A 26996-nucleotide genomic window follows, 5' to 3' on the forward strand; every position below is an offset into this window, starting at 1 on the left:
GTATGCATTACGCGCTTTGTAAAGCTAAAAAGACCATAATTAAACTATTTGCTTAAAGAGAATATGGCTTCAAGCGCTGAGTCTTTTCCCGCAAAATAGTCTTTAGCACTGAGCTCTATGGGTAAATCGGGTGCCACCCAAATACGATGATCTTCCGGCACGCTAGTTTGATGAAATTGCGACGATAATAAACCATGTTGCCTGCTGTACGGTAAGTTAAACCACCCTGACTCACCAATGGTATTGGGACGAGTACCCGACGGCTCACCCACAATAATCGGGTTTGTAATAGCCTGCACTTTAACCAAAATATCATGCCCTGCCGAGAAAGTATTACGCCCTACCATCACAAACAAGTGTCCTTGTGGTTTATACAGTTCAAAAAACGCGGTTAGCGCAATCAAAGGCGGTGTAATGGAGCCATTACCACCACTGTTATGGCGCAAGTCTAAAACGAGATGTTTGATATCTTTGCTTATAATTATATCTCTGAGCTGCGCGCTAAATTCAGCTAGCGACACATCCTTACGGTTTCTCACATCGTTCACTTGCACATATAAAAGGCTTTGCTCAGCGAAGAGCTCATGCCAATAAGGCCTGTCGTTATGTTTTAAATACGTAGGCAACTCACTTGCGCGCAACTTAGGTAGCTTAGGTAACTTGGGAAATCCGCCAAAACGCATGGCACGTGCCTTTGGGGTTACCGTAAACTGTTCATCTTGCTTGCGTAAAGTCAGCGTCACCGCTTGCTTAGCCGATACAATGCCTAACCCTTGCAACACGGGAACCAAGCTCAAATAATAGGGCGCTAACCAACTTTGCTGCATTTGATTGTCTCGCGCGTTAATGCTGCCCACCAACTCAATGGCTTTAGCCACGCTCACATCACCAATGCGCTCAACTTTACTGCCAATTAAGTGCTGATATTCATCGCTTGCAGCAACGATGTACAAGCCGTCGTTAAATAAATAAAACTGCACGGGTAACTGGGCAAAGTTACCATGCTCGCCCCATGCTGGAATTAAAATATTGTGACCATTATTTAAAAGACCAATGAGCTGCATAAAGCCAAACACAATTTGCTGGTCGCTCAATTTTGGAATGCGCTTATGTAGCGCATCTACTCTCGCTTTAAAGTCAGCTTGGCTGATAGAATGAAACGGATTAACGTGTAAGCGCTGAATTTCAGCATATAGATAGGCTAAGTCACTTCGCCAGCCTGCATCTCGGCTTATATCTTGTGTATCAATCACACCTGCAACACGCTTAAATTCATCGCTATTTTCCATGCCCTTAAATGCGGCCATGGTGTCACGGCTAAACAAACTACGGCCAGCCAGTTTAGGTTTATCATCCCAGCGCGCCGCTAGGGCTTTGTTCAACCACTCAATAGTTTTACTTTGTTGACCAGCAAACCCGTACGCCTGTGCAATTTTAACCATCAAATCGTTTGGTGTACTGGCGCCATTGGGAATGCCTGTTAAACGGTAGCCTAGCGAAAGCGCTTGCTCAAACGCACTGACCGCTTCTAGCCATTGCTTGTGATTAAAATACGCCAGCCCCAACAAATACCATGTGGCACCATCGTTTTGATATTGCTTGGTTAATTTTTCTAATAAAGGTTTGGCTTGTTGCCACTGACCTTGCTTGGCCAACTGCACAGCTTGTTGTTTATCGCTTAGATAGTCGATGGGGTTTTTAACTTGGCTGGCAAGATACACATTGTCGGCTTGGTTTACCATCTCGGTGGCTTTGTTTTGCACAGCCCCCGCATTTAAGCTCATAACTGCTAACAGCAAAGTACTTAACAACACTCGCCCACTCATATACAACATTCAACGTCTCCTTTGCGATTAATACCGCTATCGCGATTTACTTACCGCCAGCATAACAAAGCCCGTCAAAAATCAGGTTTAAGATCCTGATCCGCGACTAATTAACTGCTTTTTAAACTGCATTGGCGTAAGTTCAAACTCCTTTTTAAAACTATTATAAAACGTCGATTTTGAATTAAACCCCTGATCTAATGCGATATTTATTAGTGGCATAGTGGAGTGCGGCGCGGTTTCAATAGCCGCTTTTACTGCCCTTGCACGCAGGCTATTAATGTAATCACTAAAGTTACGTTGAGCGACGGTATTTACCGCCCAGGAAATATCTCGCACCTTTAAACCGGTATGGTCGGCCAATTCAACAATGGTCAGTTTGGGTTGTTGATAAAGCTTTTCATGCCAAACGACTCGCTCAATTTCAGCAAAAATTGTCTGTGCCACAGCATCATCTTGCACCGTGTTTTGGGGCGCATTCAGCAAGTTTTGGTAACGCTTAATATCACCAAATACCTCGGGGCTGCGCACCACTTTAAAAATCAAATAACAAGACAGGCTAAAAAACACCAGCTCACTGGCAAAATACAACCCCTTTTTGATTAAAAGCGGCGTGATGGTTTGCGTGTTCATACGTACTAAATCCAGCACCAACAAAGTACAAAATACCCCAAGTGCCATTGATAACCACTTTAACGAATAGCCATCTGCCTGCGAACTCACCGATTTAAGCAAGGTATGATATTGACTCAGCTTGATAAAGCACAGCGAGATATAAAGCAATTGACTTACGGAACCCACCAACACCACCGCTTGCACCTGCGAGGTAAACGGCAATGCCATTAATGCAGGTAAAAAGTGCGCGGCTGTTTTAACCGTTACCTTTGGCTCGCACCCCGTCAATGAGCTCACCAACAAATACAGCAAAGGCCCAAACAGCAGTGTAAATGCTGGGGTAATCAACACCTCCCCCAGCAGAGCATTATTCTCGGCAATATTCAGCACACACAACACACTTTGAAACCCTAAAAATAGCGCTAACAGCCTAAACTTTGCCACATGAAACACCAATACAGCACCAAAAGCGGTCATAAAGGCAAACACCACTTGCAACATACTCACCGCTTCAAGGGTGATGGGAGAAGAAATAAAATTCATTAACTAATCAAAGCCCTGGGATTGGGTAACTTATATACTTAAAATCAAAGATTAACACAGCAGCGATATTCACGTCATAAGTACCTCTATAGAGTAAACAATAAGCGTTATTACGCACTACAACTCTTAAGTTTCTTAGCCTTGTACTAATTCTAAACAACCAGAACAAATATGGAGCAGTGTCTAGCACCGCCGTCATCCTGACGAAGGTCAGATCTTTTGGTTTTAAGAGCCTGAGCTCATTAGACCCAAGATGACTTAGACCCTGAAACAAGTTCAGGGTGACGGATGTTGGTGCTGGGTGACATAGATCCTGAAACAAGTTCAGGACGACACATGTTGGTTCAGGGTGACATAGATCCTGAAACAAGTTAAGGGTGACGAATGTCGGTTCAGGGTGACATAGACCCTGAAACAAGTTCAGGGTGACGGATGTCAGCACATACAAAGCCGCGCCTACCACCGCCGTCATCCTGACGAAGGTCAGGATCTTTCGGTTTTAAGAGCCTGAGCTCATTAGACCCTGAAACAAGTTCAGGGGGACAGATATTGGTGCTGGGTAACATAGATCCTGAAACAAGTTCAGGACGACAAAGTCGGTTCAGGGTGACGGATGTTGGTGCTGAGTGACATAGATCCTGAAACAAGTTCAGGACGACACATGTTGGTTCAGGGTGACAGATATCGGTTCAGGGTGACAAATGTCAGTATTGAGTGACGGATGTCAGCACATACAAAGCCGCGCCTACCACCGCCGTCATCCTGACGAAGGTCAGGATCTTTCGGTTTTAAGAGCCTGAGCTCATTAGACCCAAGATGACATAGACCCTGAAACAAGTTCAGGGTGACAGATATCGGTTCAGGGGGACAAATGTCAGTATTGAGTGACGGATGTCAGCACATACAAAGCCGCGCCTACCACCGCCGTCATCCTGACGAAGGTCAGGATCTTTCGGTTTTAAGAGCCTGAGCTCATTAGACCCAAGATGACTTAGACCCTGAAACAAGTTCAGGGTGACGGATGTTGGTGCTGAGTGACATAGATCCTGAAACAAGTTCAGGACGACAAAGTCGGTTCAGGGTGACATAGATCCTGAAACAAGTTCAGGGTGACAGATATCGGTTCAGGGTGACAGATATCGGTTCAGGGTGACGGATGTTGGTGCTGGGTGACAAAGTCGGTTCAGGGTGACGGATGTCAGCACATACAAAGCCGCGCCTACCACCGCCGTCATCCTGACGAAGGTCAGGATCTTTGGGTTTTAAGAGCCTGAGTTCCTTAGACCCTGATGCGAGTGCAGGATGACATAGATCCTGAAACAAGTTCAGGGTGACAAAGTCGATTCAGGTTAACGTTGCATAAGCAACTTCATGTATAAATTTGTCGAATGACTCAAAGAAGATCACACATCTAAATTTAAGTTAAACAACAATAGGTAACCTAAATGTAAACTCACTACCTCTCCCTAGTTCACTTTCCACAGTAAGCGCACCGCCATGGGCTATTGCTATTCTTTTGCATAGAAACAAGCCTAAACCTACACCGTTATTACTTCTGTGACTAGAGTCAGCAGCTTGCGAAAAAGGTTCGAAAATTTCAGATATAAAGCTTTGCTCAATGCCTGTACCAAAATCTCTTACGCTAATGAAAAGCTCACTATTTTCAGTTCGCGTACTTACTAGCACTGGACTTTCACTACCTGAGTGCTTTAACGCGTTTTCTATCAAGTTACGTATTAAAAACTTAAAGCGCCCTAAGTCAATATCGATGGCTATCTCAGCAACAGAGCCCTCTAATTGAATTCTGTCGTTACTCTCAAAGCTGTTTAAAATATCTCTTAATACGTTAGGAAAAAAATATGTTTCTAGGTTGAGTAATTGATGTGCATCTTTTAAACGCTCACTTTCTAAAAGTTGCTCGACAATTTCATCCATTTTGTTTATTTCAGTGTTTAATTTTGCCACCGTCTCATTATTAGCAAGCAAGGCAAGCAGTACTTTCATCCTTGCCATTGGTGACCTCAACTCATGGCTAACCGACAACAAAAGTTCATTTTTGGAAGCAAATAGTTGTTCCAAACTTTCTGCCATTTCGTTAATACCCAAAGTTAACTTACCTAAATCATTCTTTGGGTGATCAACAATTCGGTATGCTAAATTTCCGTGACTTATTTGCGTTACGCTATCAATCGCCAGACTTATCGGCTTTAATTGCCTATTGAGAATTTTATAGCTGACAAACAAGACTATGAATAATGCTGCCCAAGGCCAATAGACCAGCCAACTAGGATAAATTATTAAATTTGCGATTTGCGACGTGACCGCAATTGTGGTGCCTTTTGATGTTGTAAAGACATAATATTTAGTCCCTACTTTTGAAAAATACAGTTGACCTAGTGGCGTTGCATTCTTTTCAAGCCCGTCAGGCTCAGGTAAAGAGTCTCCAGTACGCCACACTTGTGCCCCTCGATTTATCTGAATAGCTACACGATTTTTTTTGGCTTCTGCTTTAAGTTTATCAAGATCAATAGGGCCATCTACCAGCTTCACCATCATGTCATGCAGTGCTTCATGTCGGTCAAAGACTACTTTTTTAGCGTCTTCTTCTGACATAGAGAAGCTACCCAGAAACACAAGTATCACCAATAAAAGAGTAGTGATAGTGAAAAGCAAAAAGAATCGTGTATATAGATTTAGGTTAGGCAATTTCATCTTGGGCCGCTATAAAAGTGTAACCAATCCCTCTGATGGTTTTAATAAACCTTGGCGATGAAGCTGAATCGTTAAGCTTTTGCCTTAGCCGGCTCAATAAAATATCGACTGCACGCCCAAATAAATCGACTTCTACGCCTTTTAATGCCCCTGTGATTTGCTCTCGGTTATATACCTTGCCTGGATTACTAGCCAAAGTGTGAAGTAAATGAAACTCCATTCCAGATAATTTAATTTCCTCGTTGTCGAGGATAACCCTCTGCTGTGATGGATAAATTTCCAAACCAGAAAAGCGCATCAGTTGATGACTCTCAGGTTTAGATGGTTGCGAGGTTAGACTTCTTCGCAGTAAAGCTTGCACCCGTACAAGCAGTTCTAGTGGTTCAAATGGTTTGGGCAAATAGTCATCAACGCCAATTTCAAAACCATGAACTTTGTCTTCTAATCGACCTCTTGCGGTAAGCATGATTATTGGTAATGAATAGGACTCTCGGATCTGTTTACACAAGGTAAATCCGTCAATTTTTGGCATCGTTATATCCAGCAGTAGCAGTTGTGGTGCATCTGATTCAATAAGTTCTATAGCTAGTGTTGGGTCATTCGTGTACGAAAACTCAAACTGATGTTGCTGAAAAAAAGCCGACAAACTTTCGGTCAACATTTCATCATCATCAATCATTAATATTTTAGCCATAATAAACAACTCTCTTACTCATTAAATGCATTATTTACTTATTAATTTGTTAAGACAAACGTGTATCTCCAATTGTTACACTATGTTACCCAGCCCCCATGAATATAGTTGTAGAATCATCTTAAATTAAACTTTCGGAGTGAAATGATGACCACTACGCAATATCAAAACAATCACATAAGCGCTAAGGCGCTAGCTGGGTTAATGCTAGTACAAATGGCTTTGGGGTTATTACTTAATTTCTACTTTTTGAAACCTATACTGCGCTACGATGGCTCGACCTCAGTTGAAGAAATTACATTTATCTTGGGGTGCGCAACTATCGTCGCGCTTATCATTAGCGCTATCAACATTGCATTTGGCTTATTGTTACCCCAAGAAAAAACTAAAGAATATTGGAGAACATTTGTATTTTTAATAGTATTTGCTGGTGCGGGATTAACGCTATGCGCCTACGAGTACGCCCAACTTGCAAAATATGTATCATTCCTAGCTTCTCAAAGTACAACTGAAGCAACCTCACAATTATTAAGAGAAACATTAGCATCAGGTAGAAATGAAGCGCATTATCTTTCTATATTTGTGTCAAGTTGCAGCTTAGCTCTTTTTTACTTTCTATTGATACGAGCAGAGTTAATGCACAAGTGGCTGTCATATTTTGCTTTCGTTGCCACTTTATTGCAGCTTATCGCTGTTGGACACACGTTTTTTCAAACATCTATACCAAACATCCTGCAATTACCACTGCTAATAAGTCAGTTGACAGTACCGGCTTATTTATTAGTTTTAGGGTTTAAGCAAGCTAACCCCTTAACGACTGAACAACCTGAGTCTGACATTTAAGCATTAGGAGCATTTATCATGATTTTATCAGCGCTTATGTTTCATATTGTATCCGGTGCACTTGCTCTGCTTGCTGGCTACGCCATTATTCTTTGTAAAAAGGGAAGGACTGTTCATAAGTACTTGGGACGAGTGTATGTGACTTCTATGATAATCCTTGGTTTGACAGGTACCTATATCGCTGTTATTCGGAATGTTCCAATATCGATATTGAATGGGTTAGTTCTGTGTTATTTCGTACTATCTGCACTTAATATAATGTGGCAGCCTGCTAATCGAGTGAACTTTTTTGACAAGATTTTGATGGCTTTTGCGTTTCTTTTGACGCTAGGTTTTGCCTGGTATGCATATCAAACAACACAAGCACCTGACGGCCAGTTAGCAGGTTTTGGTATCGCGGCTTTCTTAGTATTTGGAAGTGTAATGGCTTTGAGCACGATTGCCGACTTTAGATACATTAAGCGAGGAGGGCTTGGCGCAAACAATAGACTCACAAGACACCTTTGGCGTATGTACTTTCCTCTTTTTATGTCAACAGCCGCTTTTTTTCTTGGTCAATCAAGGCATTTACCTGAGGTGCTTCAACGCGCTGAGTTTCTACTAACACCTGTCGCACTGGTTATCTGCACGGCTGTATATTGGGTAGTAAAAATAAAATGTAAAAAATCTAATGCTCAAATATATTAGGTCCTATTGAAGTTTCATATCGGCAACAGACCCATTAAATACGCTAAAGCCAATACACTTATTGTATCTTCAATATAAGGGCGTTTTAGCTGGCTCTGTTCAGATATTTTGGGGGACGACAACAAAACAGCTAAAACTCTTCAGGCAGAGTTTTATAAGAACTATGGATTTAGTATAAAACAAAGACAACACTTAAGAGTTAACTAACAATTATTAACTATCAATAAGTTAACTCTTTTTTGTGAAAGTTTATTAAGACGATTGTCTTCGTTTTAATTATCAGAAATCACTAAACCGCCTGCCCCGCGGCAAATCCGCAGCTCCACGCGTACTGGAAATTATACCCCCCGAGCCAACCGGTCACATCGGTGACTTCACCAATAAAGTACAAGCCTTTTTGCTTTTTGGCTTCGAAGGTTTTTGAGCTCAGCTCGTCGGTGTCTACGCCTCCTAGGGTCACTTCGGCGGTGCGGTAGCCTTCAGTGCCGTTAGGTTTAATTTGCCAACGGTGTAAATATTCGGCGATGGCATCAATTTCACTGTGGGTAAGCTGGTTGAGGGCTTTGTCTGGAATCGCTTGCTCTGCGATTAACACCTCAACAAAGCGTTTAGGCAGAATTGCGCCTAAGGCGTTTTTTAGTGATTTACTGCCACTTTCACTGCGCCACTGGTGAATGGTCTCGTTCAGGTTTAGCTCTGGTAACAGGTTAATCGTTACGGCTTGCCCTGCTCTCCAGAATGATGATATTTGCAATATCGCAGGTCCAGAGAGCCCTCTATGTGTAAACAGAATGTTTTCTTTAAATGTGGTGCCGCATTGACTGCTCACTTCACAAGGAATGCTCACCCCTGATAAACCATCAAATCTGACCTTGTCGTGCTCATGCAAAGTAAAAGGCACTAATGCGGCCACAGTAGGTAAAACTTTTAAGCCAAATTGTTCGGCGATTTTATAGCCAATGGGGGTTGCGCCTAATTTAGGCATGGTGAGTCCGCCAGAAGCTATCACTAAAGATTTACATTCAAAGGTTTGCTCACCCGTGGTGACAATATAACCACCCTGTTCTTTAGCTTGTACACTGAGCACTTCACTGCGTAAAAATATTTGTACACCCGCCCAATCACACTCCGTTGTAAGTATATCAACAATATCTTGAGCACTATTGTCGCAAAATAGCTGGCCTAGGGTTTTGTGGTGATAGGCCAAACCGTGTCGGTCTACCAGTTCAATAAAGTCATGTTGGGTGTAACGGCTCAAACACGATTTTACAAAGTGCGGATTACCACACAAGTAATTGCTGGGTGATGCGCCTTCATTGGTAAAATTGCAGCGGCCACCGCCACTTATAAGAATTTTCCGACCTGGTTTTTTGCCCATATCAAGCACTGCAACCGAGCGCCCACGGTAGCCTGCTTGCGCTGCGCACATCAACCCAGCAGCTCCCGCTCCAATAATTACAACATCAAACTGTGACATGTTTCTCTCAACCAACCATCATATGACAGCATTATACCTGCATTCCCAGCTAGATCAGAATAAGTACCGTAAAACCAAATAATTTGGCATTAATATGCGCAAAAAACGAACACATAAAATAGTTAATAAATAACAGGTGATTGAACATTTTTTTACCAATTGAGTAAAAACACAGCTACATTTACATTCATTTACATAACAAAACCACATTTCATTCCCTTGTAACAATGTAGAGCAAAAGCTTTTAAAACAAGTAGTTAATGTAACCCAAATGTCATATAGCCATCCACTTATAACAAATTTATCAATGTAAATAACAAAACAGTTCTTTTAAAAAGTTAACCGTAACTTTACGTTCTGTAACGTCTAGGTTGCACTTATGTGCACCGACTTAAACATAATTACAACATGAAAAAATACAACATGTCAGGGGATCTTATGACAACAACTCAGTTCAAATTAGGTGCATTGTCACTTGCAATGACCACACTGTTCACAGCAAATACTGCTTTTGCTAATCCAGAATTCACAGTTCAGAACGTTAACTTTGCGCAAACTTCTGCAAAGCTACAACATCAAGGTAACTTTGGTACTCAGTTCATCATCAAATACAAGAACAACGACCAAATGATGATGACTGCAGGTGCCGATGTGTCACCTGCTGCTATGAGAAAGCAAGCTGAAAGCTTCGTGCAAGGTTTTCAGAGCAAAAAATCAAGCGTTAAAGCGCAATATGTTCGCCCTATGGCACTTAGCAACCATCACGTAATGCGTGTTGATAAGAAGCTATCTGCAGCTGAAGCGAACTCATTCATGCAAGAAGTTGCTGCATCAGGTAACGTTGAATACATTGAAATCGACCAAATGTTACAACCATTCGCAACGCCTAATGACCCTCGTTACAGCGATCAGTGGCACTACTTTGAAGCAAACGGTGGCTTGAACCTACCAACAGCTTGGGACAGTGCAACAGGTGCAGGCGTAACAGTTGCGGTACTTGATACAGGTTACCGTCCACACGTTGATCTAAATGCCAACATTCTCCCTGGCTATGACATGATCTCAGACCTAGATGTTGCTAACGACGGCGGCGCACGTGATAACGATGCACGTGACCCAGGCGATGCAGTAACTGCAAACGAGTGTGGATACACACACGGTGCGCGTAACTCAAGCTGGCACGGTACACACGTTGCAGGTACAGTTGCTGCAGTAACCAACAACGGTGAAGGTGTTGCAGGTGTTGCTTACGACGCGAAAGTTGTTCCGGTACGTGTACTTGGTAAGTGTGGTGGTTTAACTTCTGATATCGCTGACGGCATCATTTGGGCTTCTGGTGGTTCTGTATCAGGTATTCCTGCAAACGCTAACCCAGCTGACGTAATCAACATGAGTTTAGGTGGCAGCGGTGCGTGTAGCTCTACAACACAAAACGCGATTAACCAAGCGCGAGCAAACGGCACTGTAATCGTTATCGCAGCTGGTAACGACAACGACAACGCTAACAACTTCAACCCAGGTAACTGTAGCGGCGTAGTAAACGTTGCATCTGTTGGCCGTAACGGTGGTCGTGCTTACTACTCTAACTACGGTACATCTATCGACGTAGCGGCTCCTGGTGGCGCACAAAGTTTTGCTAATGACTCTGAAGGTGTACTATCTACACACAACTCAGGCAGCAATGGTCCTCAGTCAGACAGCTACCACTACTCGCAAGGTACTTCAATGGCGGCACCACACGTAGCGGGTGTAGCAGCGCTTATTAAGCAAGCTAAGCCAAGTGCAACGCCAGATGAAGTTGAAAGTATCTTGAAGACAACTACTCGTAGCTTCCCTGCAACATGTACAAGCTGTGGTACAGGTATTGTTGACGCAGCAGCTGCAGTTGCTAAAGCAAAAGGCGATATCATTGACCCACCTACTGGCGACGATCAGTTAGAAGACGGCGTTGCTAAAACAGGTCTTAGCGGTGCTAAAGACAGCCAAGCATTCTACTATGTTGACGTACCGGCTGGCGCAAGCAAGCTAACTGTAGCAATGAGCGGTGGTACGGGTGATGCTGACCTATATGTTAAAGCGGGTTCTAAACCAACTCTAAGCAGCTGGGAATGTCGTCCTTATAAAGGTGGTAACAGTGAAACTTGTACTATCGACAACCCAACTCAAGGTAAGTACTGGGTAATGCTTAACGGCTACTCTTCTTACTCACAAGTTAATTTACAAGCTGATATCACTGGCAGCGGTACAGGCCCTGTAGGCGGCGGTGCAACTGAAAGCAACCTATCTGGTACTCGTGGTCAGTGGAAACACTACACAATCAATGTACCTGCGGGCATGAACAGCTTCACAATTACTACAAGCGGCGGTTCTGGTGATGCAGATTTATATGTTAAACAAGGTGGTCAGCCTAGCGCATCAAGCTATGACTGTCGTTCTTGGAACAATGGTAACTCTGAAATCTGTACTTTCTCAAGCCCTGCAGAAGGTACTTGGAACATCAGCCTTTACGCTTACAGCACATTCTCTGGCCTAACACTGGACGCACAGTACAAGCCATAAGCTGAGAGTTCCCCCCAGCAAGTCATAACTACAGTAGTTAATACTGTTGTAAACACCCAATCGGCCACGATGTAAGTTGTGGCCGATTTTTTTATTTTTTGCTCATATGTTCACATTCCCTCTGACCCTGATATAGAAAAATTCACTTTAAAAAACACCTTTTAGACTCTAAGGTGGCTGTCGAGCATCAAGCTCAAACTATTCTTTAACAAGGAAAAAGTAATGAATAAAACAGCTCTATTACTCACAGTAGGTTTGATAAGTGTGGGGGCACATGCAGACCAAGTTATCTATGATACTGATGGCGGCGCAGGCCGCGTTACGTATTACCAAAACGCCCCCATTGACGCCATGGTCACGCATTCAAGTTCGGCTTACAATTTAAGAATATATACCCCACATATGACCAATCCTACCCCCTGCCAATTTGCAGCGGTCTATGACCAACTCAATGATGAACTTATTACTACCTTGAGCGTTAACAATAAAACCTTATCGGGCACCATTGCCAAGGGTTATGAAACTCGCGTCAAATATGTTGAAGCACAATGTACTGACGAGCAAGGAAAAAGCCAAACATTACGACATAAGCTAGCCCCAGCGCCACAGGTAAGCTTTAACAGTCAGCTTAAAGTTGCAAATTGGACTGACTCCAGCGGCTTTGGACCTGGATACTTTCAAGATGTTAACTATCAGGCATTGCTGAATATCGACAATGGTGAACCAGATGGATTTTGCCATGCCAACACGCTCGTTGGACAAACCCCTAACTTACTCAATCAACGCCATAACATGGGTTTTTATAGTGACGTATTGAGTGCTCAAGGAGCGGCCAAATACGATGCTCGAAGCAGCGTATTGGTTAATGAAATAATTTGTAAAAGCACAGGTGGAACCACTCGCGCGGTGGAAGTTTGGCATATCAGTGAACAGCAGCAACGTCGAAAGCTTAGCGTAGATAACTTCTAACGTTCTATTACATCAACAGGGTAGCGCGCTCACCTATGCGCTCCCCTCGCGCTCTCCCATTCATATGACGCACTAAAAACTCTTGGTCGCCTTTTTGTTTGTTTCTTGTTCCCAATTTGCTATCCCGGCATTAAGCTCGTGGCGATAGCCACTCAGTATAGCGTTATCCGGCGCAATAACATTTCCGGCACTCCCGCCATCTTTAACTTTAAGGTGAAGCCAGTTTTGAGTATCGGGTCGCGGGTGGCAATGTAAAGACAGTATATAGCGGTTTTGTTGAAGATTAAGCGCGCCTTCTACGCTCTCTTTGGGGCCAAGAATACTAACATCATAATAGACTGTATCCGGCCCCGACCGATTGTACTGAATACCTTCTACAGCATATCCATGCATTGAGCCAATTAGGGCTACTACCAGCGGGTTGGTCGCTGTAGCATCATTTTTTTCGACCTTAGCTTGCTGGGGAGCAGCACTCGCAGCGGGTGCTTTCGGTTTTGGGGCCAAAGCCACTTGCGCAAACGATGGTGCTGGCGCTGAATTTCCTGAGGCTCCAGAAGCCGAAGCCCCTGAGGGTTCAGAAGAGAATAACGCATTCAATTCACTCAGTGACATTTTTTTCCCTCTTTCCTTTTTACCGAGCTGAATGGGGTTACCCCTCCCCTGCGCTTGCAATTGCGCAGGAATAAAGGAGCAGCGATTGTCTTCAAGTACCGCTGCTTGCTTGGCTTGACTCACCGCGCGTTGTGTAGTCAATTTCTTAGGCTTGACCATGGTGACTGATTCATTCATATGATGCCTCTGCTTACTGATGCGCTTAACAAAAAATGGAATTTATACTTTTGCCCATCCATCTTTTACTGGGCCTAACTTAATCGCAGGGTGTGCTTTTCGCCAGTTCGCTATTTTTTGTCCTCGTAGAGGAGCAATATCTTTATCTGGTGGTGCATAGCTGGGATCTTTGCCTTTTTTGAGTTCGTTGATAGCCTCCTGTTTCAGGCCATCCAATATCACAGGCGTTAATTGGGGAGCGGCTAAACTTTTACCTAGCAGATTGGTAAGATCTTGTTTAGCTCTGGCAAATACCCCCGAATAGGCCGCCAAAGCATTCCATATTTTCTGGTTATCATTGACTAAACCAAAGTCACCAAGCGTCAGCGAGCTGTCTACTTTTTTATTGATATTCTTACGCGCCGCTCCTGGGTTTACGCCAGCATTTGTAATGGTGTACGAAATATTCATGTCTTTGATTATCAAACTTGCAGCGGCATCAATGTTGATGTTATCCAGCAGTCGTTTTATTGCGTTGTCGACCTGCGCCAACGCAGCCTGCCTAGCAGTTTCAGCTTCTGCTCTTTGCTCATCACTGGCAAGAGTAGGCAACAACAATTTGAAAGGATTGCGATCCGCACTTAGTCCCCATTGGCAGGCGGCCACCAATCGGTCCTTGAACTTGTCTCTGATGGCCTGATTAGGCAATAAAGTACGGGTAACAAGATAATCCCCCTTCTCACCTTCTCCCGGTTGCCAATTTGCGGCATGGCCCGCATTGTTATCGCCTCTGATCTTATCCTCTTCAGGTGTCCATTCGTCTTCATTTACATCTGACCACCAAGCAACGTTATCGGGGCCACCCGCACCGCCAAACTGTTTACCGTAGCCATGAGCTCGGTGAAAATTGGCCGCATTGAGTTCAGCGCCACCCCAGCCAGAAAATAAGTTAGTCGGCCCCACTAGATCTGAAGGTTCCTCGCCAGCACGTTGGGTTGGGTTCCACATATACAAGTCTGGTCCATTAAATTTTTCAGCTTCCAGTTTGCCAGGCCCATTTTGCGGATTTACGGTAAGCAGTGCCAACTGAGCCACATCTGCACGCCAATGGTTAGCACTTGCTTTTGCCTGTATGGGCATGTGCTGAGTGAGCGAGTGACCCACAGACGCAGCTTTCGCTCCCATCACATCAGCTTCACGCTCCAATCCAATATCATCATTAATATTCACCTTGGCTTGTATGGTCGCGCTAACACGCCCTTGTTTTTGTTGTACAACGTGCCACGCCTCATGCGGTAGATGCCTTTCTTGTCCTGATGCCACATGAATATCGCTGCCCTGAGCATACGCATGAGCATTTAACTGAGCAGGCTTAGGCGAGTTGAAATGTACTTTTACATCGTCCATAGCATAACCTGATAACTGCTCAATACCCGATTTAAGCTGATGAGGTAGGCCCGTATTATGGTTAGTTACTTCTGCGTCATTATGTGATGTTTGCGCCGAATGCGCTTGGAGCTGCGTCGCTGTAGAGGGATGCACACGATTGTCTTCAAGCACTGCTTTGCTTGATTTAGAGCGCTGTTGAGCAGTATGAACCTGTCGACTCTTCGCCTGCTGCTGATGTGAGTACATGCCAATCCCTTTTGGTATTTTCTACACTTGATTTTATATTCTGCACCTTTGTAAGCGTTTAAAAAACAATCAAGCCAATAATTTCATTACACCCGCTTACAGCAAGTTATCAATTCTAGGTGTTTGTTATTGATTCTGCCCACTTAAACTTTCTAAAAGAGATATTAAATCTCGGCCCAGTCTGTTTTGTTCCTTTAGCGACTGCATGTTCATACTGCTCTTGAAAGCCTTTGCCCATAACCAACAACGAGCCATCTTCGAGTGTCAAGTTATGTTGTATATCAGGGTTATTTTGCTCGCGAATTAAAAACTCGCGTTCAGCTCCCAAGCTTATAGAGGCTATTACATCAGTTGGACCAAAGGCGGGTAAGTCGGTATGAAACCCCATGTACTCTTCTCCATCGGGGTAGTACAGACACACCCCAACACTAAACTCAACACCCGTACACTGGGCAATTTGCTGCTGTAATTGTGCCAATAGAGGTGGCCAGGGAACACGTCGACCATGGCACTGAGGAAACGCGTCAGTGTCGGCAAGCTGTGGCTCAATAAATATCATTTTCCATGGCCAGATACTGACTTCTTCACCGTGAGGCAAGGTGACTTTTTCTGGATCGCTTAGATCGAAGCTCGATGCAATCCAATCAAATATGGCTTGAGACTGCTGGCGAGACATAAATTGCGAGTAATAGTGGGCGTCACAACTGAGCGCTAGTTTCACGACTGATTCCTTAATGTATATCCATTAATCGTTAATCTAGCGCTAAGCGATACACAAAGCAAAGTACATCCTTATTTTGCTTCGTGTTTTTGCCACTTATCATGTCGGTATCTGTGGCTTTGATTTAGTTTAATTAGTTAGTGTGCAGCAAGCCCCAAACTTTGTCTGATCTGCTGCATTTGTTCTTGTAAACGCGCTTGAATGTCACACACCTGCTGACTTGAACTGTTCACTTGGGCCTTCATTTGATCCATTTCATCACTGAAATTATCCAATAAGCCACTTTGCTGCTGAGCAATTTCCATGGCGTGTGTGGCCACCTGATTAGCTGTTTGTGCACTTTGCGCTACGCCTTCTGAATTTTTCTTCAACTCTTGTGCGTGATGGGTTTGTAACTCAGCGTCTTCGGCCAGTGCCGAGATCTGCGTTGACACTCTGCTTGAGTTATCGCCTAGTATATCCAGTTGTGAATTGATATCAGTTAGGGAGTCTTGAGTTTGCTGAGCCAGTTTACGTACCTCATCGGCCACCACCGCAAAACCTCGACCATGTTCACCTGCACGTGCCGATTCAATCGCGGCATTCAGCGCCAGTAGGTTGGTTTGATCGGCAATATTACGAATAATCTCAATCACTTTACCAACATCTGCTACACCGTTGAGTAACTCGTTCAAACTCGCCAACCCTTCTTCTACTCGCTGCTGGTTTTTAGAACTGGCATTGAGCATTGCATCTGCAAAATTAACACTTTGCCTCATTGCATTGAAGGTTTGGTTGGCATTGTCTGATACCTGAGAGTTGATGTCGCTGGCTTCGCTACCCAATGTTTTGACTTGATCTAGCATGCTCTGCGTTTGTTCAACTCGCGTGTAAGTGGTATCTGACTGAGCGCTTATTTTTGCTAAATGCTCACTCATTTGCTGCATAAACTCATTAATCACACTGAGCATCTCTTCGCGCTCTTGCGCCTCACCACGTTGACGTTCTATCAACTGGTTGAAGTAGGTCGCAATTTCCCCCAGCTCAGTATTCTTACTCTTACTTTTAATGGTCTTTAATTCATTACTTTCGATTAAATCAGCGAAGCCATCACGAAGATAACGCAGTGGTTGTAATACTTGATTCCGTTGTACCAAATAGACTCCCAACGCCAACACCACCAGCAAGCCAATGGCAATACCGAAAATGAGCAACACACGCTGCGATAAAATATCTTGCTGCTGTTTAAGCTGCTGCTCTGCGCCAAGCATCACATTAGAAACTTTTTTCATATCATCACGCAGACCACGTATACCCGATTGGCGCTTTTTGGCTTGTGTGAGAGTCGCTCGCAAATCTCTTTCAAAGCGATTTGGCCAACTGTTTAGCTCTGCTTTGATTTCTTCTGCTAAATCCTCCGGCTCTGCACCTAAAAATAGCTCGTCTTCATCAACCTCAGACATCACCCCTAGATTGTCTAATCGAGCGATCTCATCGGATAATTGTTGCAGTCGATATACACTCTGTTGCAGATTCTTCTCGGTGGCTAAATCAAAACTCATCACCAATTGATAGGTATAAATACTCAGGTTGCTCACCTGTGAATAGTAATCTGATGCCAAGGCGTGATACTGAGGAGCCAACGGATGCTCTGAAGCTTTGAGGGTGTAATTGATAAGTGATGATGCTGAGCCTGCCATTTGTCGTAAGGCATTATCAAGCAGCGCCATTTCATTACCTGATAACTTACCTAACGCGCGATACTTACCGTTAATGTCTTTATCAAGCTGCGCTAATTGATTTTCCATCCGCTCATTGAGGGTATCAGGCAGTGCGCCGAGTTGCTGTTGTTTGATCCTCTCTATTAACTCAGAAGCGTGATTTAGATATTGGCCATCACCTGAGCCCAGATAATCTTCAATGCTTCCTTCTAAATCTATCAAAATGGTATTTTTGAGTTGGGTATATGCCATGTTTTGGCTATCGAGTGAACTGAGCACTTGAGAAGCCCACACTAATACGGCAGCTAAAAACACACTGGCTGATGCCAACAAAATTGCCAATAACCGAGTAAACGACGAAACACGCATAACCACAACCCTTCAATATTTAAGCGCGTGTACAGTATTACCCTTTTATGACAATTTGATGTAAATTACCCAAAAATTAAACAACCAATATAAAAACCATACTTTTAGCGTATATTTTATCAACAACAGACATCTATACGGCTATTTCATTGCTGCTTTTACATAAACATCAAATCTGTTTTTCTTAGTTTTTATTTGCATACTAGGGGTTTTATCATTTAAGAAAGGTGCATAATCAGGGCGTTTAACAACCACTCTTTTAGTCGCTAATTGGTAGGCAAATTCTAATAAATTGTCGGCATCATCGTCGGCACCGACGAGATCTTGAAAAACTCTCATCTCTTTTTTCACCAATGCAGACTTTTCACGGTGCGGAAACATCGGGTCAAGATAAACAACATCGGGTTGTAACTGCGTGCTTGCAAGTAAATCATGACTTGAGCCAAATTCCATTTGCATATTTTGCTGCATCCAACTGCCTATTTCTATGTCTTGATAAGCGCGCTGCAAACCATCATACAACAGCGCAGCCACCACAGGGTGACGTTCATGCAGGGTTACTTTACAACCTAAGGCAGCCAATACGAACGCATCGCGCCCCAAACCAGCGGTTGCATCGAGTACATGTGGTGTGGCACCTTTGTTTAAACCTACGGCTTTAGCAATCGCCTGCCCTTTACCGCCACCGAACTTGCGACGATGCGCCGCTGCGCCTGTCACAAAATCAACTAACACAGCCCCAAGTTTAGGCTCATCCGCTTTGAGCAATTGCAAACCTTGTTCATCATACAGCAGTTTAAAATTGCCTTGGCCTAAGCTGTTAGCCCGCTCTGCCCATTGTTCTAACGCAAAGCGCTGTTCTAGGTCAGTTAAATAAGGGCGGTTTTCAACGAATGGGGTATGAATAAGCACTACAAACTCCTGTGTTCAGAAGTACTAAGTATACCTAAAGCCTAATTACCACGACACCGCTAAATTGCGTAGTTAAAGATAAAAGTCGATTAACCTAGAACAGCTCAATGTCTACCTGAGATGCCACGTCTTCTTCGCCCCAAGGTTTGGCAATTTTATTAAGGCTTTCGATCAACTGATAGCGCACTTGACCCACTTCATTGAGCTTAGATTTGATCACTGTCAGTTCATCATCCAAAAACGCAAAATGCTCGTGCATTTTCTCTAGCGTGTCAGCCTGTTCGCTTGGCAGTTGCGCTTTTATTTTCTTTGCCAGCTCAAAAAATTCGGCAACTTTTAGGCTGTGAAGCTCATCCATGCCATATAGTTGCTCACTCAACTCCTCAAACATCAGCCCGATTCGCTCTACCTTGTTCAACGCGTCTTCGCTTATCTCCATATCTTTTATTTTGGCATTGGTTGCCTCTAGGATATGCGGCAATAGATCTTTATAACGGCCATACATTGCAGCATCTTCAATGGGCATGTTTTTTACCAACAATGACACTTTGGGGTAATTAATAATGGTACGACAGCCAAAATCAACAAAACGGTCACTGTCTCGATGCTTTTCTAACAATTCTTGCTCAATGGGCTGCATCGTTCCATTGTGAGAAAAGAAAACTTCACTGCCGTGATACCAAAATACCACCGCCACATCGAGTTTGAGCGGTATAAAAAACTCAAAAAAATACTCACTGAGCGAGGTTAAGTCATGGGCATGATATGACTGTCCAACATACCGCATGATCCGCCCCATATCACCGGAGTCCGTCATGGCTATTTCAGCGGTGACTTGTGCACGCTGTATATCTTGTTTAAGTTGTTGTGATTGTTGGCGATAGGTATCAAGCACTTGGATCCTAGCCAATAACTCAGGGGATGCAAAGGGCTTGACGATGTAGTCTGCGGCACCGGAATTGTAACCACGCATACGCTCAGATATATCTCCCTTGGACGATAAAAACATCACTGGGGTGTCTGCGGTTTGTTCACATTGCTTAAGCTTTTCACAGGTTTCAAAGCCATTCATACCGGGCATTTCAACATCTAACAAGATAATATCCGGTTGGTATTTTTGCGCTAGGCGAATTCCTTCTTCACCATTTTTAGCATGTAGTAACTGACAAGATGAAGCGAGCGCGTCTTCAATGATGCAATGCGCTAACTTATCATCGTCAATCGCTAATACTAGTTTGCTCATTTTGCTACCCTAATTAGCTCTATTCTTTAAAAAGCATAGACCTAGATAGCAATTTTGCGAACGACAAAAAAACAAAGGCACCCGAAGGTGCCTTATTTAGTGAGTTACTGTTCAGCTGTTAGCTTAAGCGGCGCTGTTAATACCACTGTGTCTTAACAAAGCATCTACTTGCGGCTCTCTACCTCTAAAGCGCGTGAAAAGCACCATGGGCGCTTCAGAACCACCCTTTTCTAAGATGTTTTCCATAAACGAGCGACCGGTCTGAGCATTGAAAATACCGTCTTCTTCAAATTTAGAAAACGCATCCGCCGAAAGTACTTCAGCCCATTTATACGAGTAATAACCCGCACTATAGCCCCCCGCAAAAATGTGACTAAAGCTGTGTTGAAAACGGTTAAATTCTGGCGCTTTTATAACCGCAGTCTTTTCTCTTACGGCATTCAAAATCGCCTGAATTTGAAACTCTTGGTCCGCTTTATAATCGGCATGAATATGAAAATCAAACAAACTGAACTCGATTTGACGCAACATCTGCATCGCCGATTGATAATTCTTCGCAGCCAATAGCTTGTCTAATAGCGCTTTAGGTAGCGGTTCGTCCGTTTCATAGTGACCAGAGATAAAGTTCAGGGCTTCTTCTTCAAAGCACCAATTCTCTAAAAACTGACTTGGTAATTCAACCGCATCCCACGCAACTCCATTGATACCAGACACCGCTGTGGCATCAACCTGTGTCAACATATGGTGAATTCCGTGACCAAACTCATGGAATAAGGTGGTGACTTCATTGTGGGTGAACAGCGCAGGTTTATCACCGACCGCTTTGTTAAAGTTACACACTAAAAAGGCCACTGGAGTTTGCACCTTGCCATCAACATGGCGCATACGACAAATACAATCCCCCATCCATGCCCCACCGCGTTTGTGCTCGCGGGCATATAAATCGAGGTAGAAATGGCCTCTAAGCTCACCGTCTTTGTCATGAATCGCAAAGAATCGTACATCTGGGTGATAGGTATCAAACTCTTTCACCTCAGTAACCGTGATCCCAAACAAACGATTTACGGTGGTAAACAAACCACTTAGTACCTTGTTGGCTGGGAAGTACGGACGTAATAGTTCGTCTGAAATCGCGTACTTGGCCTGTTTAAGCTTTTCACCGTAATAGCCGTAATCCCACGCTTGAAGCTGCTCAATTCCGTGTTGCTGTTTTGCAAACTCAACCAGTTCAGCCAACTCTGCCTGCGCCTGTGGTCTTGATTTGTCAGCCAAGTCATTTAAAAAGGCAAACACTTGCTCTGGTGATTCGGCCATTTTGGTCGCCAGTGATTCATGGGCGTAACTTTCAAAACCTAACAGTTGTGCAAGCTCATGACGCAGCGCCAACTCTTCTGCCATGATCTCTGAGTTATCAAACTCATTGGCATTGGGTCCTTGGTCTGACGCACGAGTAACAAACGCGCGATAAGCCTCTTCTCGTAGTTCACGGTTATCGGCATACGTCATGACGGGTAAATAAGAAGGAATATCTAGTGTAAATACCCAGCCCTCAAGACCTTTAGCTTCAGCGGTGTGCTGAGCCAACGCCAATGCGGACTCAGGTAAGCCGCTTAACTGCGCCTCGTCTGTAATATGTTTATGCCAAGCCTGAGTGGCATCCATAACGTTATTGCCAAACTTAGCGGATAACTCAGACAATCTGGCTCTAATTTCTCCAAATCGCTTTTGCTTATCTTCACTTAAGCCAATACCCGACAACTCGAAATCACGTAGTTGGTTGTCTATCGTGGTTTGCTGCGCCACAGTTAACTGCGCAAACTCAGCTGACTCTTTTAGCGATTTGTACGCTTGATACAACCCCTGATGTTGCCCAACATAAGTTGAATACTCAGAAATTAATGGCAAACACTCATCGTAGGCTTGGCGCAACTCTTCACTATTTACCACCGAGTGCAGATGTGACACCGGCGACCACACGCGAGACAGTCTGTCATCCGACACTTCCAGTGGCTGCACTAAATTTTGCCAGGTAAATGACTCATTTTTTAGAACGTTATCAATCGTTTCACGACAGTGTGCAATGGCCTCTTTTAGAGCGGGAACTATGTGCTGAGGTTTTATCTTCGAAAATGGTGGCAGGCCTTCTAGCCCAATCAATGGGTTGCTCATAATCTTTTCTCTATCGTTATTTAAGCGTTATTGGGTTGAAATTGGGGCAAATGCCGCAATTACAAGTTAGACTGTTATTTTTTCTGGCGTTTCGAGGTCTTGATACTCTAAGCGTAGAACAATTTTTTAGGAATTAAGGGTAAGCTATGGCTCAACATTTTGATTATATTGCCATTGGTGGCGGTAGTGGTGGTATTGCATCAGCTAACCGTGCAGCAATGCGCGGCGCTAAAGTGGCACTCATTGAAGCAAAACATATGGGTGGCACCTGTGTGAACGTAGGCTGCGTACCTAAAAAGGTTATGTGGCACGGTGCACAAATCGCCGAAGCCATTAAGCTGTATGCACCTGATTATGGTTTTGATGTTGAGCTAAAAAACTTTGATTGGGCGCAATTGGTAAAAAGCCGCGAAGAATATATCGGCCGCATCCATAAAGGGTATGAAGGCTACCTTGCCAAAAACGGCGTTACCGTGATCAACGGCTTTGCTAAATTTGTTGATAATCATACCGTTGAGGTGAACGGTGAACATTATACGGCCGATCATATCAGCATTGCCGTAGGCGGCCGCCCTTCGATTCCAGATATTCCCGGCGCCGAGCATGGCATAGATTCAAATGGTTTCTTTGAGCTTAACCAACAACCTCGCCGCGTAGCCGTCATTGGCGCAGGTTACATCGCCGTTGAACTGGCTGGGGTATTAAACAGCTTAGGCACAGAAACCCATTTATTTGTACGCAAACACGCCCCACTGCGTAGCTTTGACCCTATCATTGTTGAAACCCTCAGCGAAGTGATGGAAAAAGAAGGCCCAACGCTACACACCCACGCCACACCAAAAGCACTAACCAAAGAAGCTGATGGCTCAGTTACATTACAGCTTGAAAACGGCCAATCACACACCTTTGATCAAGTGATTTGGGCTATCGGCCGTGAGCCTGTCACCGATCTTATCAACCTGCAGGCAACCGACGTACAAACCAACGAACGCGGCTTTATTAAGGTGGATGAATATCAAAACACCTCAGTCAAAGGCATTTATGCACTGGGCGATATTATGGAAGGCGGTATTGAACTGACCCCTGTTGCCGTCAAAGCTGGGCGTATGCTGGCAGAGCGCCTATTCAACCCAGAACTACCCGATGCCAAGATGGACTACAACCTAGTCCCGACCGTGGTATTTAGCCACCCACCTATTGGCACCATCGGCTTAACAGAACCACAAGCGATTGAAAAATACGGTGAAGACAACGTAAAAGTGTACACCTCAACCTTCGCCGCCATGTACACCGCAGTAACGCAACACCGTCAGCCATGCAAAATGAAGCTGGTATGTGCAGGTGAAGAAGAAACCGTCGTCGGCCTACACGGCATCGGCTTTGCGGTCGATGAAATGATCCAAGGCTTTGGCGTCGCCATGAAAATGGGCGCTACAAAAGCAGACTTTGACTCAGTGGTCGCCATACATCCAACGGGCTCTGAAGAGTTTGTTACCATGCGATAACAAACTAATTATTAAAGAAATTTAATAGAAAATTCTAAACGCGAGTGGATCACCACCCCTCGCGTTTTTTATGCTCAGTTAACCGTGAACTGGTAGCTTGGATAAGTGGCGAAGCCACGCCATCCAACATTTGTAAAATAGCCCAACAGAAGCTAATCTCGGTAATGGATCTGCTTACTACTACAAAGACGTAATCGAGAAAATAAAGCAACTCAAGTCAAAAGCCATCACAAAAAAACAAGCACAGCAAAACTCTGATGTCACTAAGCTACGTGAGAAGCTTGCCAATGAAAAACGGTTAAAAGAAAAATACCGCGATGAAGTAACTAGCCTTAAAGAACAGATGTTGCTAATGGCAGCTACTCACAACGCATTAGCACTATCGAATCATCAGTTTCTAAAAAAATAAATGATTTAGAATGTGAGCTACAATTGATGAAGAAATAAACCTAGATGCAATAACTTCGAATTTGATAACATAAATAGTCAAAGGAATATTTTGAGTAAGGCTTTAGCTTGTCGTACCTAGTACAGTTTGTATCTGAATTTCATTCTATCATTGGCCATACCTATACAATAATTGCAGGCTTTGTAGCTATTGGTATCCCACTTTCAATTCAGTTTTCAGCCCAATATTCGGATAAACACGATAATGCTTTACTATCCACTCGATTGACTAGAGGGAAATATGTAAATCCAAAATCCATATTGAGTCTATCTTTTCTATACATGGCTTTAAGCTTATATTACTTAACTTTCGCATCTAGCAAGTACTCCTTTTTATCAATCAGCAGCACGCATCTAGATATTCTAAAATTCAGCTTACCGGCGCTCTTCACCGTACTCATTTGCTTTACGTTTTATTTCTATTGGCGACTTTTTAAAAAAATCACTGTCAAGTCGAGTCTTCAAATTCAAAGCTACTTACAGTTAGACGTTAAGCAAAAATCTAAGACTAATCTTTTTGTAAAGTTGCTCAAATCTCAGTTAGCGCATTTAAACCGACGTTTCCCTTGGTTAACCAAATACCTCGAAAGCCTCATAACAGAAGCGCCGATTCAAAAACAAGCTTCAGCTGATATAGACAGCATTAATGCTGGGTTAGAATTACTGATATATAACATTGAAAAACGAAGCTGGAACCTTGAGTTTGAAGCACTCTTAAACCAATTTGATGCCACTATTTACTCTTGCTACTTCGGTTACGGCTACGAACTAAAACACAAAATTGAGCTGTCTGAAACAGATTTATTTGTTATAAAAACTTACTGGCATACGCTTTCCAGATTAATAAAACATGCAAGAAAAAACGAAGACATACCAATGTCTTTTCACACTCAACGTTTAATTTCAGCTGTATTACGTAGAATCATTTATCACCCTAGACGAGATTTAATTACACCAGATGGACATTTTTCAGAAAACAGCTCAAAAATAAATTGGGCACAAGATATTTATGAGCTAGCTCGATGGCAAAATTACCAAACCAGTGAAGGTATTGACCTAATATTAGAGTGCGAATGGTTTAGTAATATGTTTTATTCACCAGACAATATAGATCTAAAAAAATGTGTTGAAGGTATATATAAACTTCATAAATTAGCGATAGACATATTTGACATCATTGTAAGTTCTAAACCAAACACTGCTATTAAATTTGTAAAGAACATCTCTCGCGCCGTGAGTCATGGACAAGAGCAACAGTATTACGCCTACTACCCAACAGACGAAGGAAATAAGTGGTTATTAAATTATTGGCAAGACTTCAATAACATAACGTTCTGTGCAGAAAGCATCAATGAGTTAGTTGAAAAGATTGACTCTTTGTCAAATGGCGAAGCATTCAAACAATATAAAAATAGCCTCACATCAAAACCACTCAATAAGCAATCTCTAGAAAGCGCTTTATCGGTAATTAGGCTCGATGAAATTTTAGAACACATTCATTTGAAATTAGTTAAAAGGATGGGTTGGAATATTTCGGCCAGACTAGCGTATTATGAAAGGTGGAACGAATTTTACGATTGTCTGTATTGGAAGCAACCAAAAGAGGCCAATGCGCTCCACTTAGGTGAAACGCTTCTGGTCCATAGTGCAACTGAATTAGCTGACCTTATTTTCCATGAATATCAACACATTGAAAGCCATTGGCCGTTTTATGGTAGACATGCAATAAAGGTTTATGCCTTCAGAGCATTTTTGTTTCAACTGTACTTTTTCGCTGAGCAAGATGAGAAGCCTAGTCTTATGTATAACTCTGGTAGTTTTGACGATATTCCAATTCAAATCAGTATCATCGAATCACTATTAGAGCAGGAAGAGTACATTAGCAACGTAAGGCTGTGGGATAAGGCTACCACCGAGGTATGCGAAAACCTCAGAAACTCTATAGAAGCTTTAAATGTTCGAAAAGCGAGGCTAACTAAAACGCAAAAAATAAACGATGCAAATTGGCAATCCACACAAGATTTTCTGGAACATAGCTGGGCTACAACGTTTGAATTAGAAAAGATTATGGACGTTAGGTATGTCAATGCCGTTGAAAGAAATAGGTGTAAAGCATTGAAATATAAAGTCCCAAGATCTGAACTCATTACGGACAAAGACGATCATTTTTATGTTTCTAGTATGAATAGACAAATAGAGCAAAGCTTCTTCGACCAACTTTATAATAAATGTATTGATACCGCTGAACAGCGCGCATTTGAACTTCAAGAACAAGACCACGCATTATATTTCGCCCCTTTAAAAACCTTGCAGAAACTCGGGTTTAAGCGCTCAGGCTTAATGTACTGGAAAAGCTCAAGCTATAGAAATGTGCTAGCCCTTTGTTTTGATCGTACCCAGGTACTAGTCGATTGCACTAAAACCAAGCTATCAATCACCAAAAACCTCTGCTCTAACACCAGCTCGCCTCTGTTCATTTCTCTTGAGGATAAAAATGAGGATAAAAATGAGGATAAAGTACAAGTTAATGCAGAAATATACTTTGAGCTAGAGTGGTTAGAAGAAGGCGCTATCTTATCATATAAGCAAAACCATTAAATAA

The 26996-nt window shown here is 43.2% G+C and carries 18 protein-coding genes; 6 read left to right on the forward strand and 12 right to left on the reverse strand.

Annotated features, from left to right (window positions below; all coding sequences use genetic code 11):
* Window positions 1–44: 44 nt before the first annotated feature.
* From BIW53_RS10585 to BIW53_RS10600, 4 genes are all read right to left on the reverse strand, one after another.
* A complete protein-coding gene (locus BIW53_RS10585; RefSeq protein ID WP_070991848.1) occupies window positions 45–1835 on the reverse strand; it encodes a tetratricopeptide repeat protein in 1791 nt (596 codons plus the stop codon).
* Between the two features lie 78 nt (window positions 1836–1913).
* Window positions 1914–2984, reverse strand: a complete 1071-nt coding sequence (locus BIW53_RS10590; RefSeq protein ID WP_070991849.1) for a helix-turn-helix domain-containing protein — start codon at window positions 2982–2984, stop codon at window positions 1914–1916.
* A gap of 1422 nt (window positions 2985–4406) precedes the next feature.
* Window positions 4407–5597, reverse strand: coding sequence for a HAMP domain-containing sensor histidine kinase (locus tag BIW53_RS10595; RefSeq protein ID WP_175442120.1), 1191 nt, complete (start codon window positions 5595–5597; stop codon window positions 4407–4409).
* Between the two features lie 85 nt (window positions 5598–5682).
* Window positions 5683–6390, reverse strand: a complete 708-nt coding sequence (locus BIW53_RS10600) for a response regulator transcription factor (RefSeq protein ID WP_070991851.1) — start codon at window positions 6388–6390, stop codon at window positions 5683–5685.
* A gap of 144 nt (window positions 6391–6534) precedes the next feature.
* Here BIW53_RS10600 and BIW53_RS10605 point away from each other — a divergent pair, with 144 nt between their 5' ends.
* Both BIW53_RS10605 and BIW53_RS10610 read left to right on the forward strand, forming a co-directional pair.
* Window positions 6535–7233, forward strand: a complete 699-nt coding sequence (locus BIW53_RS10605) for a DUF4386 family protein (protein ID WP_139158827.1) — start codon at window positions 6535–6537, stop codon at window positions 7231–7233.
* A gap of 18 nt (window positions 7234–7251) precedes the next feature.
* On the forward strand, window positions 7252–7920 hold the full coding sequence (locus BIW53_RS10610; RefSeq protein ID WP_070991853.1) for a DUF2306 domain-containing protein: 669 nt from the start codon (window positions 7252–7254) through the stop codon (window positions 7918–7920).
* 289 nt (window positions 7921–8209) lie between these two features.
* Here the strand turns inward: BIW53_RS10610 and BIW53_RS10615 are convergent, their stop codons facing one another.
* Complete coding sequence (locus BIW53_RS10615) at window positions 8210–9397, reverse strand: BaiN/RdsA family NAD(P)/FAD-dependent oxidoreductase (protein WP_070991854.1); 1188 nt, start codon at window positions 9395–9397, stop codon at window positions 8210–8212.
* A gap of 438 nt (window positions 9398–9835) precedes the next feature.
* On the opposite strand from BIW53_RS10615, the gene BIW53_RS10620 reads away from it, so the two are divergent.
* The gene (locus tag BIW53_RS10620; RefSeq protein ID WP_070991855.1) at window positions 9836–11956 is read left to right on the forward strand and encodes a S8 family peptidase; all 2121 of its coding nucleotides are present in this window, start codon (window positions 9836–9838) and stop codon (window positions 11954–11956) included.
* Window positions 11957–12178: 222 nt separating this feature from the next.
* Window positions 12179–12925, forward strand: coding sequence for a hypothetical protein (locus tag BIW53_RS10625; protein WP_070991856.1), 747 nt, complete (start codon window positions 12179–12181; stop codon window positions 12923–12925).
* A gap of 72 nt (window positions 12926–12997) precedes the next feature.
* Here the strand turns inward: BIW53_RS10625 and BIW53_RS10630 are convergent, their stop codons facing one another.
* From BIW53_RS10630 to prlC, 7 genes are all read right to left on the reverse strand, one after another.
* Window positions 12998–13714 (reverse strand): hypothetical protein, encoded by a 717-nt coding sequence (locus BIW53_RS10630; RefSeq protein ID WP_070991857.1) that lies wholly within the window; start codon window positions 13712–13714, stop codon window positions 12998–13000.
* A gap of 42 nt (window positions 13715–13756) precedes the next feature.
* A complete protein-coding gene (locus tag BIW53_RS20520; RefSeq protein ID WP_084228126.1) occupies window positions 13757–15328 on the reverse strand; it encodes an eCIS core domain-containing protein in 1572 nt (523 codons plus the stop codon).
* Window positions 15329–15443: 115 nt separating this feature from the next.
* Window positions 15444–16049: an alpha-ketoglutarate-dependent dioxygenase AlkB gene (locus BIW53_RS10640; protein ID WP_070991858.1), complete on the reverse strand. Its 606-nt coding sequence runs from the start codon at window positions 16047–16049 to the stop codon at window positions 15444–15446.
* Window positions 16050–16186: 137 nt separating this feature from the next.
* Complete coding sequence (locus BIW53_RS10645) at window positions 16187–18118, reverse strand: methyl-accepting chemotaxis protein (protein ID WP_070991859.1); 1932 nt, start codon at window positions 18116–18118, stop codon at window positions 16187–16189.
* Between the two features lie 141 nt (window positions 18119–18259).
* The gene (locus BIW53_RS10650; RefSeq protein WP_070991860.1) at window positions 18260–19030 is read right to left on the reverse strand and encodes a class I SAM-dependent methyltransferase; all 771 of its coding nucleotides are present in this window, start codon (window positions 19028–19030) and stop codon (window positions 18260–18262) included.
* Window positions 19031–19124: 94 nt separating this feature from the next.
* Window positions 19125–20273 carry a response regulator gene (locus BIW53_RS10655; protein ID WP_070991861.1) on the reverse strand — a complete coding sequence of 383 codons (1149 nt, stop codon included), beginning with the start codon at window positions 20271–20273 and terminating at the stop codon, window positions 19125–19127.
* A 123-nt stretch (window positions 20274–20396) separates the two neighbouring features.
* Window positions 20397–22442 carry an oligopeptidase A gene (gene prlC, locus BIW53_RS10660; protein ID WP_070991862.1) on the reverse strand — a complete coding sequence of 682 codons (2046 nt, stop codon included), beginning with the start codon at window positions 22440–22442 and terminating at the stop codon, window positions 20397–20399.
* A gap of 146 nt (window positions 22443–22588) precedes the next feature.
* On the opposite strand from prlC, the gene gorA reads away from it, so the two are divergent.
* Both gorA and BIW53_RS10670 read left to right on the forward strand, forming a co-directional pair.
* Entirely contained in the window at window positions 22589–23947 is a 1359-nt protein-coding gene (gene gorA / locus BIW53_RS10665; RefSeq protein ID WP_070991863.1) for a glutathione-disulfide reductase, read from the forward strand.
* Between the two features lie 516 nt (window positions 23948–24463).
* Window positions 24464–26992, forward strand: a complete 2529-nt coding sequence (locus tag BIW53_RS10670) for a hypothetical protein (protein ID WP_139158828.1) — start codon at window positions 24464–24466, stop codon at window positions 26990–26992.
* Window positions 26993–26996: the final 4 nt, after the last annotated feature.

The organism is Pseudoalteromonas byunsanensis (genome assembly GCF_001854475.1).
Lineage (GTDB): Bacteria > Pseudomonadota > Gammaproteobacteria > Enterobacterales > Alteromonadaceae > Pseudoalteromonas > Pseudoalteromonas byunsanensis.